This is a genomic window from Flavobacterium hydrocarbonoxydans (assembly GCF_009789235.1).
GTDB lineage: Bacteria > Bacteroidota > Bacteroidia > Flavobacteriales > Flavobacteriaceae > Flavobacterium > Flavobacterium hydrocarbonoxydans.
This window is the reverse complement of sequence record NZ_WSTB01000006.1, coordinates 35,310-54,044: the sequence shown is the minus strand read 5'-3', so window position 1 is coordinate 54,044 and position 18,735 is coordinate 35,310. Positions and strand designations below refer to the sequence as shown.

At 33.3% G+C, this 18,735-nt stretch carries 16 protein-coding genes and 3 tRNA genes; 17 read left to right on the top strand and 2 right to left on the bottom strand.

The window, feature by feature from the left end; genetic code table 11:
* Positions 1–19 precede the first annotated feature (19 nt).
* Positions 20–679 (bottom strand): ribonuclease HII, encoded by a 660-nt coding sequence (locus GON26_RS11975; RefSeq protein ID WP_160375008.1) that lies wholly within the window; start codon positions 677–679, stop codon positions 20–22.
* 279 nt (positions 680–958) lie between these two features.
* Between GON26_RS11975 and GON26_RS11970 the strand changes: the two genes are divergently transcribed.
* From GON26_RS11970 to GON26_RS11940, 7 genes are all read left to right on the top strand, one after another.
* Positions 959–4,117, top strand: coding sequence for a SusC/RagA family TonB-linked outer membrane protein (locus GON26_RS11970; protein ID WP_202110868.1), 3,159 nt, complete (start codon positions 959–961; stop codon positions 4,115–4,117).
* An 11-nt stretch (positions 4,118–4,128) separates the two neighbouring features.
* The gene (locus GON26_RS11965) at positions 4,129–5,559 is read left to right on the top strand and encodes a RagB/SusD family nutrient uptake outer membrane protein (RefSeq protein WP_160375007.1); all 1,431 of its coding nucleotides are present in this window, start codon (positions 4,129–4,131) and stop codon (positions 5,557–5,559) included.
* Positions 5,560–5,739: 180 nt separating this feature from the next.
* Positions 5,740–7,707, top strand: a complete 1,968-nt coding sequence (locus GON26_RS11960) for a putative porin (protein ID WP_160375006.1) — start codon at positions 5,740–5,742, stop codon at positions 7,705–7,707.
* Between the two features lie 23 nt (positions 7,708–7,730).
* Complete coding sequence (locus tag GON26_RS11955) at positions 7,731–9,092, top strand: pyridoxal-phosphate dependent enzyme (RefSeq protein WP_160375005.1); 1,362 nt, start codon at positions 7,731–7,733, stop codon at positions 9,090–9,092.
* A gap of 87 nt (positions 9,093–9,179) precedes the next feature.
* Positions 9,180–9,662, top strand: a complete 483-nt coding sequence (locus GON26_RS11950; protein ID WP_160375004.1) for a 3'-5' exonuclease — start codon at positions 9,180–9,182, stop codon at positions 9,660–9,662.
* 60 nt (positions 9,663–9,722) lie between these two features.
* Positions 9,723–10,994 (top strand): DUF2851 family protein, encoded by a 1,272-nt coding sequence (locus GON26_RS11945; protein ID WP_160375003.1) that lies wholly within the window; start codon positions 9,723–9,725, stop codon positions 10,992–10,994.
* 77 nt (positions 10,995–11,071) lie between these two features.
* Positions 11,072–11,299 (top strand): PspC family transcriptional regulator, encoded by a 228-nt coding sequence (locus GON26_RS11940; RefSeq protein ID WP_007810860.1) that lies wholly within the window; start codon positions 11,072–11,074, stop codon positions 11,297–11,299.
* Between the two features lie 78 nt (positions 11,300–11,377).
* Here the strand turns inward: GON26_RS11940 and GON26_RS11935 are convergent, their stop codons facing one another.
* On the bottom strand, positions 11,378–12,829 hold the full coding sequence (locus GON26_RS11935) for an amino acid permease (protein WP_160375002.1): 1,452 nt from the start codon (positions 12,827–12,829) through the stop codon (positions 11,378–11,380).
* 274 nt (positions 12,830–13,103) lie between these two features.
* Here GON26_RS11935 and GON26_RS21820 point away from each other — a divergent pair, with 274 nt between their 5' ends.
* The 10 genes from GON26_RS21820 to tuf all read left to right on the top strand — a co-directional run bounded on the left by GON26_RS21820 (position 13,104) and on the right by tuf (position 18,681).
* Positions 13,104–13,445 carry a hypothetical protein gene (locus GON26_RS21820; protein WP_317164710.1) on the top strand — a complete coding sequence of 114 codons (342 nt, stop codon included), beginning with the start codon at positions 13,104–13,106 and terminating at the stop codon, positions 13,443–13,445.
* Positions 13,446–13,517: 72 nt separating this feature from the next.
* Complete coding sequence (locus tag GON26_RS21815) at positions 13,518–13,991, top strand: ComEA family DNA-binding protein (protein ID WP_317164709.1); 474 nt, start codon at positions 13,518–13,520, stop codon at positions 13,989–13,991.
* 17 nt (positions 13,992–14,008) lie between these two features.
* Complete coding sequence (locus GON26_RS11925) at positions 14,009–15,151, top strand: acyl-CoA dehydrogenase family protein (protein WP_160375001.1); 1,143 nt, start codon at positions 14,009–14,011, stop codon at positions 15,149–15,151.
* A gap of 178 nt (positions 15,152–15,329) precedes the next feature.
* Positions 15,330–15,524 (top strand): 30S ribosomal protein S21, encoded by a 195-nt coding sequence (rpsU, locus tag GON26_RS11920; protein WP_007807454.1) that lies wholly within the window; start codon positions 15,330–15,332, stop codon positions 15,522–15,524.
* Between the two features lie 161 nt (positions 15,525–15,685).
* A complete protein-coding gene (locus tag GON26_RS11915; protein ID WP_160375000.1) occupies positions 15,686–16,576 on the top strand; it encodes a tyrosine-type recombinase/integrase in 891 nt (296 codons plus the stop codon).
* A gap of 34 nt (positions 16,577–16,610) precedes the next feature.
* Positions 16,611–16,913, top strand: coding sequence for a ribosome hibernation-promoting factor, HPF/YfiA family (gene hpf / locus GON26_RS11910; protein WP_160374999.1), 303 nt, complete (start codon positions 16,611–16,613; stop codon positions 16,911–16,913).
* 91 nt (positions 16,914–17,004) lie between these two features.
* Positions 17,005–17,078: transfer RNA gene (locus GON26_RS11905), tRNA-Thr, on the top strand.
* A gap of 121 nt (positions 17,079–17,199) precedes the next feature.
* A tRNA-Tyr gene (locus tag GON26_RS11900) sits at positions 17,200–17,280 on the top strand.
* 88 nt (positions 17,281–17,368) lie between these two features.
* Positions 17,369–17,440 (top strand) — tRNA-Thr (locus GON26_RS11895).
* Between the two features lie 53 nt (positions 17,441–17,493).
* Positions 17,494–18,681, top strand: coding sequence for an elongation factor Tu (tuf, locus tag GON26_RS11890; RefSeq protein ID WP_007807448.1), 1,188 nt, complete (start codon positions 17,494–17,496; stop codon positions 18,679–18,681).
* Positions 18,682–18,735 lie beyond the last annotated feature (54 nt).

The window sequence follows — 18,735 nt, the reverse complement described above, 5'->3', positions numbered from 1 at the left end:
TGGTGAGTCTTTTTTTTATTTAAAACTCTAATTTTAATTGTTCCGGCAAAAGTCTGAAACTCATTCGGTGGTACTTCGTAGGGCCATATTTTTTGATGGCATCACGATGTTCCTGAGTGGGATAACCCTTGTTTTTTTTCCAGTTGTACATCGGGAATTCCTCATGAATTGCATTCATATATTCATCACGATATGTTTTTGCTAATACCGAAGCGGCAGCAATACTCAAAAACTTTGCATCCCCTTTTATAATACTTTGATTCGGAATCGATTTTAGCATTTCGATTTCATCAGTAGAAAATTGTTTTCCCAAAGTATTTTTTAAACCCAATTTTGCATACAAAGAGCGATTACCATCTACAATAATAAATTCTGGTTTCTGATTTAGCTTCAAAATACATTCCTGCATTCCTTTCATCGAAGCATTCAGGATGTTAATTTCATCAATTTCATTGGCATGTAAATGTGTTACAGCAAACGAAATGGCCTGTGCTTCAATAATTGGCTTGAGTAATTCACGGGTTTTTTCAGACAATTGTTTACTGTCATTCAGTAATTTATTTTCAAAATTATCTGGCAAAATTATAGCCGCAGCCGTCACAGGGCCAGCGAGGCATCCCCGACCGGCTTCGTCAGTGCCACTTTCTAAAACAAATCCTGAAAAGTTTTTTTGAAGCATTCTTTGATAAATTTTTGAAACAATAATTTTATTCTGGGATAAAAATACTCCTTATTTAAAAAAAATAGAAATTTTAAATAAGGAAATAAATTAGGATGTTTTTGTTTGAATGTAAATTTAGATTACAATGTTTTTTTTTTAAATTAAAATCAATAAAATACATTTTTATAAGAAAAACGCCTTTTATTAAAAATTAAAAGTAAGTTTTTTAACATATATTTTTTGTTTGTTTATGATTTTATTAAGACTTTCGTCTTACAAATTCAAAACGCATTAATTATGAAATTAAAATTACATTGGATTCTTACCCTATTTGGAGTATTATCCATGCAGATTTCTTTGGCACAAGAGAGAAATGTTTCGGGAGTTGTTTCTGGAGACACAGGAGCGATTCCAGGGGTAAATGTGGTAGTCAAAGGTACTAAAAATAGTACACAAACAGATTTTGACGGAAAATATTCTATCAAGGCAAAAACAGGAGATGTGTTGCTTTTCTCCTATGTAGGAATGAGCGATAAAACGGTTGCTGTAGGTACTTCTGACAAATTGAATGTAACCTTGGATGCAGATACAAAATCGCTAGATGAGGTTGTGGTTGTCGCTTATGGTAAACAGCAAGCAAAAGCAATTGTAGGCTCTGTGGCTACAATCAAGTCGGATGTTCTTGAAAAACAACAAAACACAAACGTTTTAACAGCGTTGCAGGGTAGCGTTGCAGGTGTTAATATTATTGCCGCTGGTGGGCAGCCAGGGGAAAGTCCAGTTATTAGTATTAGAGGTATGGGCTCTATTAATGCTTCTGCGTCTCCACTAATCGTGTTGGACGGTGCTCCTTTTAGTGGTAACTTAAATACTATAAGTTCAGACCAAATTGAATCGATGAGTGTCCTAAAAGATGCTGCCTCATCTGCATTATATGGTTCCAGAGCAGCAAATGGGGTAATTTTAATTACTACAAAAAGAGGCAAACTTAATTCTGCTCCAAGAGTAAATTTTACTACTCAGGCAGGTTTTGCTTCCAATGCAGTTAAATTGCATGAAAGGGTAAATTCAGATGATTATATGAAACTTACATGGGAAGCGCTTAGAAATACAAACCAGTATGTCAATAAGCAATCACCTGATATTGCTGGTACAAACGCATCAAACGCCTTAATTTCCAGATTAGGTTATAATCCATATACAGTAGCTAATCCAGTGGACGCAAACGGTAATTTGGTTACTTCAGATAAAAAATGGGATACAGATTGGGAAGATTTAATATTAAATGATGCAGCTGTAAGACAAGAGCACACATTGTCTTTTTCGGGCGGAAGCGAAAATACAAAGTATTTTTTCACCACCAATTATTTAGCTCAGGAAGGAAATGTTCGTACTTCTAAATTTGACAGAACAACAACCCGTTTAAGCCTTGATACTAAAATAAATGAATGGCTAAAAGCTGGAGTAACCATGTTTTATTCTACTTCTAATCAAAATTTTCCTTCGCAAAGTGGTGGAAATTTTCAGAGTGCTATTCAATGGATTTACACAATTCCATCAATATATCCAGTTTACAGAAGAGATGATAATGGAGATTTGATTAAAGATGCGAAAGGCGCAAATATTTATGATTATGGTGCTAATAAGGGACAATTAGTAAACGGAACCCGTCCTCAATATAATAATGAAAATGCTGTAGGATCTTTATATAAGTATGAAGTAGGCAATAAACGGGATAATTATACAGCAAATGCCTATTTAGAATTTGCATTAGCAAAAAACTTGACTTTTAGAACAAATTTGGCTTACGACAAATATCTCTATGATTATTTTATTTATGCTAGTAATGAAGTGGGGTATGCTTCAAGTGTAGGAGGTAGAGTTACACAAGATAGAAATATTACCACATCAACAAATTTGATTAATAGTTTGAATTATAAAAAATCATTAGAAGATCACAATTTCTCTATTGATTTGATACAGGAAGCCTATAAGTTTCAAATTGATGCTTTGGGAGCTAAAGGAGAAGGATTTCTGCCAGGTGTAATGGTTCTGGATGGAAGTACAAAGCCTACTGATGTTTCGGGTTATAAAAATGAAGAAAGGCTGTCCAGTTATTTAGGTCGTTTAGCTTACAATTATAAAGAAAAATATTTTGTTGAAGGATCTTATAGAAAAGATGGTTCTTCTAGATTTGACAAAGATGTAAGATGGGGTGATTTTTTCTCAGTAGGAGGTTCATGGTTAATTTCAGAAGAGAATTTTCTAAAAAACAATAGCATCTTTACCTATTTAAAGTTAAGAAGTTCCTATGGAGAATTAGGAAATAATAAAACTTTATATGGTAATGATACGAGTACAGATACCAATAGTAGTCTAAATAATTACTTTCCATATCTTCAGTTATTTGAAACAGGTTGGAATGAATTAAACAATACAGGTGTTGTATTAGGTGATACTATTGACAGATTACTGACATGGGAAAAAACATCTTCTACTGATATAGGAATTGATTTTGGATTTTTTAATAACAGATTATTCGGTACAGTTGATTATTATAATAAAAAATCCATTGATTTGATTTATAGTAAACCTTTACCTGGTTCTACAGGTAATACAGGGGTTACAACTAATAATGGTGGTTTAAGAAATTATGGATGGGAAATTACATTAAATTCAAAAAACTTTAAAACAGCTAATTTTGATTGGACTACAGGTCTGAATTTTTCTTTTAATAATAATGAAATAACCGAGCTGACACAGGAAAGTTTTATTAAGGGTACTAAAAAATGGGAAGTAGGGCGTTCGTTATACGATTATTTTATTCAGGATTGGGCTGGGGTAGATCCTGAAACGGGTTATGGAATGTGGTATAAAGATGTTTTAGGCACTGATGGAAAACCAACAGGAGAAAAAGTTACGACTACAAAATATTTTGAAGCCACCAAATATTACGTTGGAAAAACATCATTACCCGATGTAGTTGGAGGATTTACAAATTACTTTAGATATAAAAATATTGATCTTAATATTTTATTCAATTTTAGTTATGGCTCTTATGTTTATGATAATAGTTATGCAAATTTATTAGAAGGATTTAAATCTTCTGGTAAGGTTGCACATGTAGATATTGAAAATCGTTGGCAAAAACCAGGAGATGTTACAGATGTTCCTCTTTTATTAGCTTCCAACAATGATTTCAATGCTCAATCAACCCGTTTTTTATATAAAAATGATTATGTAAGGCTAAAAGCTTTAAACTTTGGCTATAATTTTCCACAAAGTATTCTGGACAAAACGAAGCTAACTAAGTTAAGATTGTATTTTCAAGGTGATAATTTGTGGACGTATCAAACCCATAAAGGAATCGATCCAGAGCAAGATTTTGATGGTGCAACAAATAATAGATCCTACAATTTAAGAGTAGTTTCTTTTGGTCTTAATTTAGAATTTTAAAAATATATTATATGAAAACTTTAATATCAAAATTTTTCATTGCTATTGTAGCATTGTTAATATTGGCAGGTTGTACTCAAGATTTTTTAGATGAACCTAAACCTACTAATGGAGTTCCTGAAGAAGTTGTATTTAGTTCCAGAAAAGGAGTTGAGGCTTTTATTTCAGGAATTATGAGACGTTTTAGAGGGCAGTACACGAGTACGGATACAGCGGGTCTTAATTCTCTTTTTTATGCAAGAAGTGTTAAGGGAAATGATTTAATTCAAGAAAACACCTGGTTTAGTTTTGATTATGCAAATGACAATCGAGAGCCTGTTAACAGGAGAACTATATTTAGCTGGAATTATTGTTTTTATATGATTGGTCAGGCCAATACTTTAATAAATGGATTGGAATACAGCACATTAGCTGAAGAAGATAAAAAAGAATTTTCTGCTTATGGCCATGCTTTAAGAGGTTTTTTTTATCATCAGCTAGTAATGGAATTTGCTCCAGCCTATTCTGCAGATAAAACTTTTGCTGCACCACCTATTTATACTGGTTTGTCGTTTACAGGAAATCCAATGTCAACAGTTGATGAGGTTTATAAGTTTATTGTTGCTGATTTGACTATTGCAATTGAAGGATTAACACCAAACAGATTAGGAAAATCATATATTAATAAAAACGTTGCAAACGCAATATTAGCTCAGGTTTATCAGGTAATGGGCAATTGGGAAGGAGCCGAAAAAGCTGCAAACGCTGCCTATGGTGGTGATGTTACTAAAGTTTTAGACGCTTCTGCCTACCGTTCTGGATTTGATGATTATATGAATATCGAATGGATTTGGGGAAGTGCTCAAAGTACTGATCAATCCAATTATTACTGGAATGCTCCAGCTTCGATGGCAGATCACTTGACAACATCGTATTCTGCAATGTATATCAACAAAGATTTTGTAAATTTATTTTCAGAGACTGATGTGAGAGGATATTTTCAAAAGAAAAGCGAAGCTATAACAAATGTTGACGATTACAGATATTGGATTACCCGAAAATTTAAGTTTAGTTTTGAAGGCGATAACGCTATAATCAGAACACCAGAAATGATTTTGATCGAGGCAGAAGCAAAAGCCAGATTAGGGGCTGATGCAGATGCGCATAAATTGTTATATACTTTGCAAAAAAATCGAGATGAAATGGCTGTAAAATCAACCAATACTGGAAACGCTTTACTAGAAGAGATTCTGCTAGAAAGACGAAAAGAATTGTATGGCGAAATTGGTGTAGAATGGTTTGATGCTAAACGATTACGAAGAGGAATTACCCGAACGGGAAATCATAGAATATTGACTCCTGCCAGTTTAACGGCAGATGACAAAAGATTTTTCCTGAAAATCCCGCAAGCTGAAATTGATGCAAATCCATTCATAGATGATGCTGTAAACAAAGACAGATAAATAGTAATATTAAATAAATTTTAAAAAAGCCGAATTTGATTCTTCAAATTCGGCTTTTTGTTTGGTGATACGCTATATTTTGACTTTTATTGTAATTCTAAAGTGTTTTTTTATACGTTTTTATAATTTACCTTTGCTTACTAATTTTATCGAAAATTTATACACATATAAAGCTGTCAAATGAGAATACTCTTTTTTCTATATCTACTAGCCGTACCCACTATATTATTCTCTCAGGAAAAATCGACTTCTAAAAGTAATTTAGATATGAAAACCAAGTATTCCAGTATAAACGATACTGTAAAAAAGAAGAAAAGTTTAGTGGCAAAAATTGAGCAATATGAAATCATAACATTAGAACATGATACAACTCATGCAGACACTTCTTTGACAATAAAAAGTGCTTACAAACAAAATTATTTAAGAAGAGATAATTTTGGACTTTTGTCTTTTCCAAATACTGGACAAACATACAATACCTTACAATATAGTTTAACTGATTTTTCGCCTTATCCGGAAATTGGATTCGAAGCCAAACATTTTAATTTTTTAGACGCAAATCAAATTAATTATTATTCAGCTCCAACTCCCTTGACCGAATTGTTTTTTAATACATCAATAGGAAAAGGTCAGAATGTAGATTCTTTTATCACATTAAATACCTCAAAAAATCTTAACTTTTCAGTTGCTTACAGAGGTTTACGTTCTGAAGGGAAATATATAAATCAGTTGTCAAGTACTGGAAATTTAAGATTCACAACCAGTTATTTTACTACCGATAAACGTTATGTGCTATACGCTCATTATACCTATCAGGATATTTTAAATGAGGAAAATGGAGGTATTACAACGGCAAATGATTTTGAAAGCGGTGATCCAAATTATACCAATCGTCAGCGATTAGAGGTCTATCTTACAGATGCCGAATCTTTTTTAAAGGGAAGACGACTGTTTTTTGATCATGCTTTTAGAGTAAACCCAAAACACGGAAACAATAATTTATATGTAACGCACCAGTTTAATTACGAAAATAAATTTTTTGAATACAAACAGCCAACGGTAAATTCAACCGTAGATGGCGTAACGATTAAACGTTTTGGAGAATCGTATGTAACGAGCGGCATAAAAGATCAGACCCGATTTGAAAAATTGTACAATAAAGCAGGATTGACGTATGAGAATTCTCTTTTAGGGAAGTTTAATTTTTTTGTTGACGATTACAGATCAAATTATAAATACGGAAGAATTATAGTTATAAGTAAAGATTCCATTATAACAGACAATATCTTCCAGCAAATCAATAATGTTGGAGGACAATTTGAATATCAAAAAAACAAATGGAATGGTAGATTTTTATACACCAGATCCATTACCAATCAGTCTCTTTCGGATTTAGATGCTAAATTAAAATACAATTTAAACGAGGAAATTCAATTTGATTTCAGATACAGAAACATTAATAAATTGCCCAACAACAACTATAATTTGTACCAAAGTAGTTATGTGCAATACAACTGGTCAAATGATTTCAAAAACGAAAAAATAAATACCCTTAGTGCCAATGTTTTTACGCCTTGGTTAAATGCTGAGGTGCAGTACACAGTTCTAAATGATCATTTGTATTTTGAAGATAAATCGACAGCCGCACAGGATTCTGTCCGTACTCAGATTATAGCCCCGGCTCAATACGAAAATACGATTAATTATTTATCAGTAAAAGCCAGTAGAGAGTTCAAATTTGGAGCTTTTGCTCTTGATAATACTTTGTTGTATCAAAAAGTAAATCAGTCTGATTTGATTTTGAATGTGCCTGATTTTGTAACCAGAAACACGTTTTATTATTCAGGTTACTTTTTCAAAAAAGCACTTTATATTCAAACCGGAATCGTATTTAATTATTTTACAAAATATTACGGAAACGAGTATAATCCTGTTATAGGAGAGTTTTTCGTTCAGGATAAAACAAAAATTGGAGGTTATCCGGTTTTTGATTTCTTTGTAAACGGTAGAATTCGTCAAACCAGGATTTATTTAAAAGCAGAACATTTTAATGCTGCCTTTTCACAGGATAATTATTATTCATCACCAAACAATCCGTATCGTGATTTAACGATTAGTTTTGGTTTAGTTTGGAATTTCTTCCAATAAAAACAAATTTCAAAAATAGAATCATGAATTTTTCAAAAAATATATTAGAAACAATTGGTAATACACCATTGGTAAAACTCAACAAAATAGTTGAAGGAATCGATGCCTTAGTATTAGCAAAAGTCGAAACATTTAATCCTGGGAATTCTGTAAAAGACAGAATGGCGGTAAAAATGGTAGAAGATGCTGAAGCTGACGGGCGTTTAAAACCTGGAGGAACCATTATCGAAGGGACGTCTGGAAATACCGGAATGGGATTAGCCCTTGTAGCCATTATAAAAGGTTATAAACTGATTTGCGTAATATCGGATAAACAATCCAAAGAAAAAATGGATATTTTGCGTGCTGTTGGTGCCAAAGTGGTGGTTTGTCCTACCGATGTTGAGCCTACCGATCCAAGATCCTATTACTCGGTTTCGAAACGTTTGGCAACAGAAACTCCTAATTCCTGGTACGTAAATCAATACGATAATTTGTCAAATTCTTTGGCTCATTATGAACAAACCGGACCAGAAATTTGGGAACAAACCCAAGGGAAAATCACTCATTTTGTAGTAGGAGTAGGAACTGGAGGAACAATTTCAGGTGTTGGAAAATATTTGAAAGAGAAAAATCCAAATATTAAAATTTGGGGAATAGATACCTATGGTTCTGTTTTTAAAAAATACCACGAAACGGGTGTTTTTGATGAAAATGAAATTTATTCGTACATCACCGAAGGAATTGGAGAAGATATTTTACCTAAAAATGTTGATTTTTCTTTGATTGATGGTTTTACAAAAGTTACCGACAAAGATGCAGCTGTTTACACCAGAAAAATTGCATTGGAAGAAGCGATTTTTGTTGGAAATTCTGCAGGAGCCTGTATCAAAGGATTGCACCAATTGAAAGAGCATTTTAAACCTGAAGATGTAGTTGTGGTGTTGTTTCATGATTCAGGAAGCCGATATGTAGGTAAAATGTTTAATGATGACTGGATGCGCGAGCGCGGTTTCTTAGACGAAAATGTAACCAAAGCTGAAGACGTAATCAAAGATCATATCGACAAACAATTAATCGTTGTTCGTACCGAAGAATTGGTTTCGCATGCGATTGAACGTATGCGTAAATATAATATTTCGCAAATTCCGGTAGTTGATATTTCAGGATTTGTGGGTTCTGTTGATGAAACGGATTTGTTTAGAAGTTACGTAGCAGACAAAAATGTAGCCGAAAAACCAATTAAAGAAGTAATGGGAAAACCTTTCCCAATCGTGCAATTAGGAACTCCAATTGATGAGGTTTCTAAGTTATTTACAAAAGAAAACGATGCAGTTTTGGTTGAATTGGCAAACGGAGGCCATCAAATAATTACTAAGTCTGATATTATTGGCGCAATAAAATAAAAGAATAAATAGTAAATTTATAATCCATAAATCTATAATTCCAAGTTTTAGATTTATGGATTTTTTTAGCTTTAAAATTGATAAAAAATGACTTTCACCGCCATAGATTTTGAAACCGCAACCGCTTTTCATCCTTGCTCAGTTGGGATTGTTACCGTTGAAAACGGAATAATTGTTGACGAATTTGTTACATTGATAAAACCGCCCAATAATATTTATAATCCCTACACAATCCAGGTACACGGAATTTATCCTCGTGACACGGTAAACGCAAAATCATTTTTACAAGTTTATCCAGAAATCGAAAAGAGATTGAAGAACAGAGTGGTAGTGGCTCATAATGAAAGTTTTGACCGAAATGTTTTGATAAAATCGATGGCACTTCATGGTTTGCATTATGAAGATCTAAATATTGCATCACGTTGGGAATGTACCGTAAAAATCTATAAAGCTAAAGGATTAAAACCAACAAAATTAAGTGATTGTTGTCGCGAGATGAATATTTCGCTCAATCATCACGAAGCTTTATCTGATGCCCGTGCTTGTGCAAAATTATATTTGTTGAAATAGTTTTTTGTAAGATAAATTTTATTATATTTAAGTTTTGTAAATCTATTATAAAACTTGAAAATGAAAGAAGATTTCCTTCATTACCTCTGGAAATTCAAGAAGTTTGATACTCTGAATTTAAAAACATCTCAAAAAGAGGAGCTCCTGATTATTAAAACCGGTGACTATTTAGAATTGGCTGGGCCTGATTTTTTTAATGCTCAAATTACAATTGGCAATCAAAAATGGGCTGGAAATGTTGAGATACATCTAAAATCGTCTGATTGGTATTTGCATCATCACGAAAGAGATTCGGCTTATGAAAATGTAATTCTGCATGTGGTTTGGGAACACGATACCGAAATTTTTAGAAAAGATAATACCGAAATCTCGGTTTTGATTTTAAAAGATTATGTTTCTCCTGAAACGATATCTAATTATTATGCTTTAACTTCTCCCAAATCCTGGATTTTCTGCGAAAAGCAAATCAGCCAGATAGATGATTTTATTTTTAAAAACTGGCAGGAAAGGCTTTTTTTTGAACGATTAGAGCGAAAATCAAAACCCGTTTATGATTTGTTAGAAGAAACAAATAATGATTGGGAAGCTGTTTTATTTTGCTTATTGGCTAAGAATTTTGGTTTGAATACGAATGGAACTTCTTTTTTGCAGATGGCAAAGGCAATTCCATTTTCTATTATACGAAAAGAAAGTTTTACACTTTTAAATCTGGAGTCATTGCTTTTTGGCTGTGCCGGATTATTAGATTCAGAAAAAGAAGATGTGTATTTTAAGGATTTAAAATTTGCTTATTTTTATATCATTCATAAATATCAATTAGAGAAAAATTATGTAGAGCCCGTTCAGTTTTTTAAGCACAGGCCAGATAATTTTCCAACGATAAGGCTATCTCAATTAGCTAATTTATATCAGAAAGAGCAGAATTTATTTTCAAAAATAATTACTTTAAAATCGGTAAAAGATATTTACGAAGTTTTTGATGTTTCGGTGAGTTTGTATTGGCAAAACCATTTTCAGTTTGATAAAGAAAGTCCAAAAAAAGCTAAAAAACTATCAAAATCGTTCGTTGATTTACTAATTATTAATACCATAATTCCAATACAGTTTGCTTATGCAAAAGTGATGGGAGAGGAGATTTCAGAGGATTTAATTACACTTTTGGATGAAGTTTCGCCAGAGAAAAATTCTATTATAGAAAAGTTTAATTCATTTGGATTAAAATCTAAAAATGCTTTTGAAACACAATCGTTATTACAATTGAAAAACGAGTACTGCAATAAGAATCATTGTCTAAAATGTGCCATCGGAACGGAGTTGCTAAAAGGGGATTAGGAATTGTATAATTAGAAAATACGGCAATTAGATATTTTTGTATTTTTGTCTAAAATCTAAAATCTAAAATCAGAATCATGTCAGCCATCTTAAAACTAAAATTCTTTTTCGAAAAATACGGTTTTCATGTTTCATCACGTTTGGCAGATAAATTGGGGATGCGGGTAACAAGTGTACGCTTGTTTTTTATTTATATTTCGTTTGTAACCGCTGGTTTAGGATTTGGAGTGTATCTTACCCTGGCATTTTGGATCCGTCTGAAAGATTTAATTCGTGCCAAACGAACTTCGGTTTTTGATTTGTAAAAGTAATTTTCGAACATAAAAAAAGGATTATAAAGTTTTAAAGCTTCATAATCCTTTTTTGTATTTAAAAGATAATTTTTATTTATCTGGATTGTTTAGTTTACTGTTTTTCTTACCGTAAGCAAAATAAATCGCAACACCTAAAGCCATCCAAATTACTAGGCGAGCCCAGCTTTCGTTTGGTAAAGAATACATCAATGCCAAACAAATTACGATACCAGCTACAGGTACAAACGGAACCCAAGGCGTTCTGAAAGCTCTTGGAGCATCCGGCATTTTTTTACGCATTACCATAACACCAATACAAACCAATACGAATGCTAATAATGTTCCGATACTTACCATGTGTCCTAAATCGCTTACAGGAACAAGACCAGCAAATAAACTTACGAATACTAAGAAGAAAATGTTCGTTTTCCATGGAGTACGGAATTTAGCGTGAATTTCGCTAAAGAAAGGAGGTAATAAACCATCTTTACTCATGGTGTAGAATACACGGCTTTGTCCCATTAGCATTACCAGCATTACAGAAGTATAACCCGCTAAAATGGCGACAATTAAACCTGTTTGTAAAAAGTCATAACCTGTAACAGCAAAAGCAGTAGCTGCAGGTTTAGCATCTCCTGCAAATTTATAATAAGGCACAAGACCAGTCATTACGTGAGAGAACAATACGTATAATAAAGTACAGATTACGAGTGAACCAAGAATACCAATAGGCATTCCTTTTTGAGGATTTTTAGCTTCCTGAGCAGCTGTAGAAACAGCGTCAAAACCAATAAAAGCAAAAAATACTGTTCCGGCTCCGGCAGCAATACCTGACCATCCAAATTCTCCAAAAACACCTGTGTTTTCAGGAATATAAGGAACGTAGTTTGTAGGGTCGATAAATTTCCATCCTAAAACGATGAAGATAATAACTACGGCTACTTTTACAACAACTAAGAAGTTGTTTAATGATGCAGATTCTTTGGTTCCTTTTATCAATAATAATGAAAGTAAAGAAACAATAAAGATTGCAGGTAAATTAACTATACCACCATTAATTACGGTTCCGTTGCTCAGTGTTAAAGTTTCCCAAGGAGAACAAATTAAATCAGGGGGTAAGTGAATATTATATTTTGCAAGTAGTTCTAGTAAATATCTGGACCAGCTGACACCAACGGTAGCGGCTCCTAAAGCGTATTCTAAAACTAAATCCCAGCCTATAATCCAAGCCATAAATTCTCCCATTGTCGCATACGAATACGTATAAGCACTACCGGCAACTGGTATCATCGAAGCAAATTCAGCATAACATAGCCCTGCAAAAGCACAACCAACAGCAGCTAAAATAAATGAAATTGTTACAGCAGGACCAGCATGGTCAGCAGCAGCAATTCCTGTTAATGAGAATAATCCGGCTCCAATAATGGCACCAACTCCAAGTGCAACAAGCGATCGTGAAGATAAGGTTCTTTTTAAGCCTTTTTCAGATTCGTCTGCTTCTCCAAGCAGTACCGAAAGTGGTTTAGTTTTCCAAATTGACATACTATTATATTGGTTTATTGTTATTAAGCTCCAAATGTATCGTTTTTTGTAAAAAATAAAAACAATTATCTCGTTTTAAGTTATAAAATGTTTAATTTTTAAACAGAATCTGCAAAGAATAATCTTTAAGTGCTGAAATTCATTAATTTAATTTGTGATTAAAGATAATATAAACAATTATTTAAAAGTATGTATTTTTACTAATTTTCTTAATAAATTAATATTTTTTACCTTAAATTTATATTTTTAAAACAATTAGAAATTTTATTTTAATATGAATTTGAGGGAGTGGTCAGGATATTTTAAGTTTACTAATCAGCAACGTACAGGAATTTTTTTACTTTTTGGTATCATTGTTGTTTTGCAGCTGGTTTATTTTTTTGTTGATTTTAGGGTTCCAATGAAAAACTTTCCAGAAAAACAGGAATGGTTGGCTTTACAATCGGATATTGATGTTTTGAAAAATGTAAAACACAATCAAAAACCAAAGATTTATTCTTTTAATCCAAATTTCATTTCCGATTACAAAGGGTATAAGCTCGGAATGTCGGTTCAGGAAATTGATAGATTGCTGGCATTTAGAAAAACCAATCAATATGTAAACTCTCCAGAATAATTTCAGGAAGTTACAAAAGTTTCAGATTCTTTACTGAGAATAATTTCACCTTATTTTAAATTTCCAGACTGGGTGAAGAATAAAAAAGCCACCTTCGAATCAAAGAAAGAATATGCAGCGAAAATAGTTCCTAAAAAAGAAAAAATCATAATTTTAGATATTAATCAGGCTACACAGGAAGATTTAATGAAAATTTACGGAATCGGTGAAGGAATCTCAATTCGAATCTTAAAACAAAAAGAAAGTTTAGGAGGTTTTGTTTCGATGGAGCAAATGAACGATGTCTGGGGATTATCGCCAGAGGTTATTTCAGAATTGAATTCGCATTTTAAAGTTGGATCAATTCCGAAATTTAAAAAAATAGCCATAAATGACGTTTCTTTAAAGGAGTTGTCTCAGTTTCCATACTTTAGATACCCATTAGCAAAACAAATAGTAATTTATAGAAGTATGAACGGTAAAATCACAAATATTGAGGATTTGTCAAAAATTAAAGGTTTTCCTGTTGAAAAAGCAAAAATAATTAGTTTATATTTGGAGTTCTAAAATAAAACAGTGTACAAATGAATTTTGATTACAACGAAACGCAATCCATGATTGCTCAGTCTATAAAAGAATTTGCCGAGAAAAATATTAGACCTAATATAATGGAATGGGATGAAGCGCAGATTTTTCCAATTTCTCTTTTTAAACAATTAGGTGAAATGGGTTTTATGGGCGTTCTTGTTCCGGAAGAGTATGGCGGATCGGGCTTGGGTTATCACGAATATATTACGGTAGTCGAAGAAATTTCTAAAGTAGATCCTTCAATTGGCTTGTCTGTTGCAGCTCATAATTCATTATGTACCAATCATATTTTGACTTTCGGAAATGAAGAACAAAAGAAAAAATGGTTGCCAAAATTAGCAACAGCCGAACATATAGGAGCCTGGGGACTGACCGAGCACAATACAGGTTCTGATGCAGGCGGAATGAATACAACTGCTGTAAAAGATGGCGATTATTGGGTTGTAAATGGTGCGAAAAACTTTATCACACACGCCATTTCCGGTGATATTGCAGTAGTAATTGTGCGTACTGGCGAAAAAGGAGATTCAAAAGGAATGACTGCTTTTGTTTTCGAAAAAGGAATGCCTGGTTTTTCATCAGGGAAAAAAGAAAATAAATTAGGAATGCGTGCCAGTGAAACTGCAGAGTTGGTTTTTGATGGTTGCCGTGTTCCGGATGCCAATAGATTAGGAGAAGTAGGTCAGGGATTCATTCAGGCTATGAAAATTCTGGATGGCGGACGAATCTCAATCGGAGCTTTATCACTTGGTATTGCAAAAGGCGCTTACGAAGCTGCTTTAAAATATTCAAAAGAAAGACATCAGTTTGGGCAGCCTATTAGTAGTTTTCAGGGAATTTCGTTTAAGCTGGCTGATATGGCGACTGAAATCGAAGCTTCAGAATTATTATTACACAAAGCAGCGTTCTTAAAACAACAGCATAAACCTGTTACTACAATGGGCGCGATGGCAAAAATGTATGCCTCAGAAGTTTGTGTAAAAGTAGCGAATGAAGCAGTTCAGATTCACGGAGGCTACGGTTATACTAAAGATTATCCGGTCGAAAAATTCTATAGAGATTCTAAATTGTGTACCATAGGCGAGGGAACTACCGAAATTCAAAAATTAGTAATTTCCAGAAATTTATTGAAAGAGTAGATTTTGTGAATGTGAAAAGTAAAATGTAAAAAGTGAATGGAGCTTTGCTGGTTAGTTCAGTATGCATCTCACTTTTTACATCTCAACATTTTACTGTAAAAAAAAATTCGTAATTAATGGTTCATGTTTCAAAATATTGATTACTTTTGCACCCTTAACGAGAGGAGGTGTCAATATTATGTTAATTATACCAATTAAAGACGGAGAAAATATCGATAGAGCATTAAAGCGCTATAAAAGAAAATTTGATAAAACAGGAACTGTTCGTCAATTAAGAGCACGTACTGCTTTTATTAAGCCTTCTGTAATCAAAAGAGCTCAAATTCAAAAAGCGGCTTACATTCAAAACATGAAAGATGGTTTAGAAAGTTAGTAGTAGCTTTTCAAAAATAATTACCGTTAGTCATCATAAAGTTTTAACTTTGATGCTAACGGTTTTTTTATGCTTATTTTTTAAAGATTATATAATTGTAAATTCTATATTATATATAAGTGTAAAATTTTACTTCGTTAAAAAGTAAAACTCTTTTTTTTATGAAAACAAATAAAGAAGCTTTTCAGGATTATCTTCAGTTGGAGAAAAAATATTCAGCACATACTATAAATGGATATTTGACAGATATTACAGTTTTCGAAGAATTTAATAAAACGCACTTTGAGCAGGATAATATCGAAAAAGCAAATTACAGCCAAATTAGAAGCTGGATAGTGTCACTTGTAGATAATGGAATGGCAAATGTTTCTGTCAATCGAAAAATGGCTTCTTTAAAAGCATTTTATAAATTCCTTTTAAAAACAAAACAAATAGAGGTAAGTCCGATGCTGAAGCATAAAGCATTAAAAACGCCTAAAACAATTCAGATTCCTTTTTCTGAAAAAGAATTAACTGATCTGATGCAGGCAGTAAATAATCCGGTTGGTTTCGAAGAAGTGCGTGATAAGCTTATTGTAGAGTTATTTTATACTACTGGAATGCGAAGAGCAGAACTGATAAATTTGATGACTTATAATGTAGATTTGTCGTCTAATGTTTTAAAGGTGCTTGGGAAAAGAAATAAAGAGCGTATTATTCCGATTTTGCCAATCATTATAGAGCAAATTGTGCTTTACTTGAAAGAACGGGAGTCTGTTGAGGAAATAGATGAGAATTATTTTTTTATTTCCCGAAAAGGGTTAAAATTGAGTGAATCTTTTGTGTATCGATTAATAAATTCTTACTTTAGTAGGGTCTCTGAAAAAGTAAAAAAGAGTCCGCATGTACTTCGGCATACATTTGCGACTCATTTATTAAATAACGGAGCCGATTTAAATTCAGTTAAGGAATTATTAGGACATTCAAGTTTGGCGTCAACGCAAGTATATACGCATAATAGTTTAGCAGAGCTTAAAAAGGTATATGCCAATGCGCATCCAAGGAATAAGTAATGGTTCTGAAATGTTTAACCCTAAAATTAGTATTATGAAGGTAAATGTTCATGCAGTTAACTTTACTGTTGACAGAAAGTTGGTGGATTTTATTCAAGAGAGAATGGATAAATTGGAAAAGTATTATGACAAAGTAGTGTCGGCAGATATTTTTTTAAAGGTCGAAAGAACTAGCGATAAGGAAAACAAGGCGGTTGAGATTAAAATTAATGTTCCTGGAGATGATTTTGTGGTGAAAAAGCAGTGTAAGACATTTGAAGAAGCGGTAGAACTTTCGGCAGAATCTTTAGAACGTTTACTGGTAAAAAGGAAAGAAAAAATAAGAGCACATATATAAATCGAAATTTTTTTTAAAAAATGTTTTGATACAAGGATAAAATAACTACATTTGCAGTCCGTTAGAAATAGCGGACTTTTTTATTGATATTGCCAGCGTAGCTCAGTTGGCTAGAGCAGCTGATTTGTAATCAGCAGGTCGTGGGTTCGAGTCCCTCCGCCGGCTCTAAATATTTCAAATGCGATTTGAAATTTGTTCTTTAGAATTATGAAATAATACAAGTTTAAGTTTCTTGATTTGGTTTTAGAATAATCTAAAATCTTAAATCAAAAATCTAAAATTGTCTGGGGAGATACTCAAGCGGCCAACGAGGGCAGACTGTAAATCTGCTGTGTGAACTTCGCAGGTTCGAATCCTGCTCTCCCCACAAAAAAAAGAAGTTGAGATTTCAGAATGTGGATTTCAGATTTTTTAATCTAAAATCTACAATCACAAATCTGCAATCAGAACTCTCTGCCGACTTAGCTCAGGGGTAGAGTGCTTCCTTGGTAAGGAAGAGGTCACGGGTTCAATTCCCGTAGTTGGCTCAAGTAAGTAGGAAATTGAATTAATATATAACTAAGATTAAAAATTAAGTAAAATGGCAAAGGAGAATTTTAATCGTTCCAAACCGCACTTAAACATAGGTACAATTGGACACGTGGATCACGGAAAAACTACATTAACTGCAGCAATTACAAAAGTATTGTCTGATGCTGGTTACTGTCAAGCAAAATCGTTTGATCAAATCGATAACGCTCCAGAGGAGAAAGAAAGAGGTATTACTATTAATACATCACACGTAGAGTATGAAACAGCTAACCGTCACTACGCTCACGTTGACTGTCCAGGTCACGCGGATTACGTAAAGAACATGGTTACTGGTGCTGCTCAAATGGACGGAGCTATCTTAGTAGTTGCTGCTACAGATGGTCCAATGCCACAAACTCGTGAGCACATCCTTTTAGGTCGTCAGGTAGGTATTCCAAGAATCGTTGTTTTCATGAACAAAGTGGATATGGTTGATGATGCTGAATTGTTAGAGCTTGTTGAAATGGAAATTAGAGATTTATTATCTTTCTACGAATATGATGGAGATAATGGTCCTGTTGTTCAAGGTTCTGCTTTAGGAGGATTGAATAATGATCCTGCTTGGGTACCAAAAATCATTGAATTAATGGAAGCTGTTGATGCTTGGATCGAAGAGCCAGTGCGTGACGTAGCTAAACCATTCTTGATGCCGGTTGAAGATGTATTTACAATTACTGGTCGTGGAACTGTTGCTACAGGTCGTATCGAAACAGGTATTGCTAATACAGGAGATCCAGTTGAAATCATTGGTATGGGAGCTGATAAATTAACTTCTACTATTACAGGAGTTGAGATGTTCCGTAAAATCCTTGATAGAGGTGAAGCTGGAGATAACGTAGGTTTATTGTTAAGAGGTATTGATAAAGAATCTATCAAAAGAGGAATGGTTATCATTAAGCCAGGATCAGTAAAACCACACGCTACTTTCAAAGCAGAGGTTTATATCTTGAAAAAAGAAGAAGGTGGACGTCATACTCCATTCCATAATAACTACCGTCCACAGTTCTACGTACGTACAACTGACGTAACAGGAGTTATTACTTTACCAGAAGGAGTAGAGATGGTAATGCCAGGAGATAACTTAACTATCAATGTATCTTTATTAAGCCCAATCGCAATGAGCGTAGGTTTACGTTTCGCTATCCGTGAAGGTGGTAGAACTGTAGGTGCAGGTCAGGTTACTGAAATCGTAGGATAATCCTATAAATATTATATAAAAAGCCAGTTGATTTTCTTAATCGAAATCACTGGC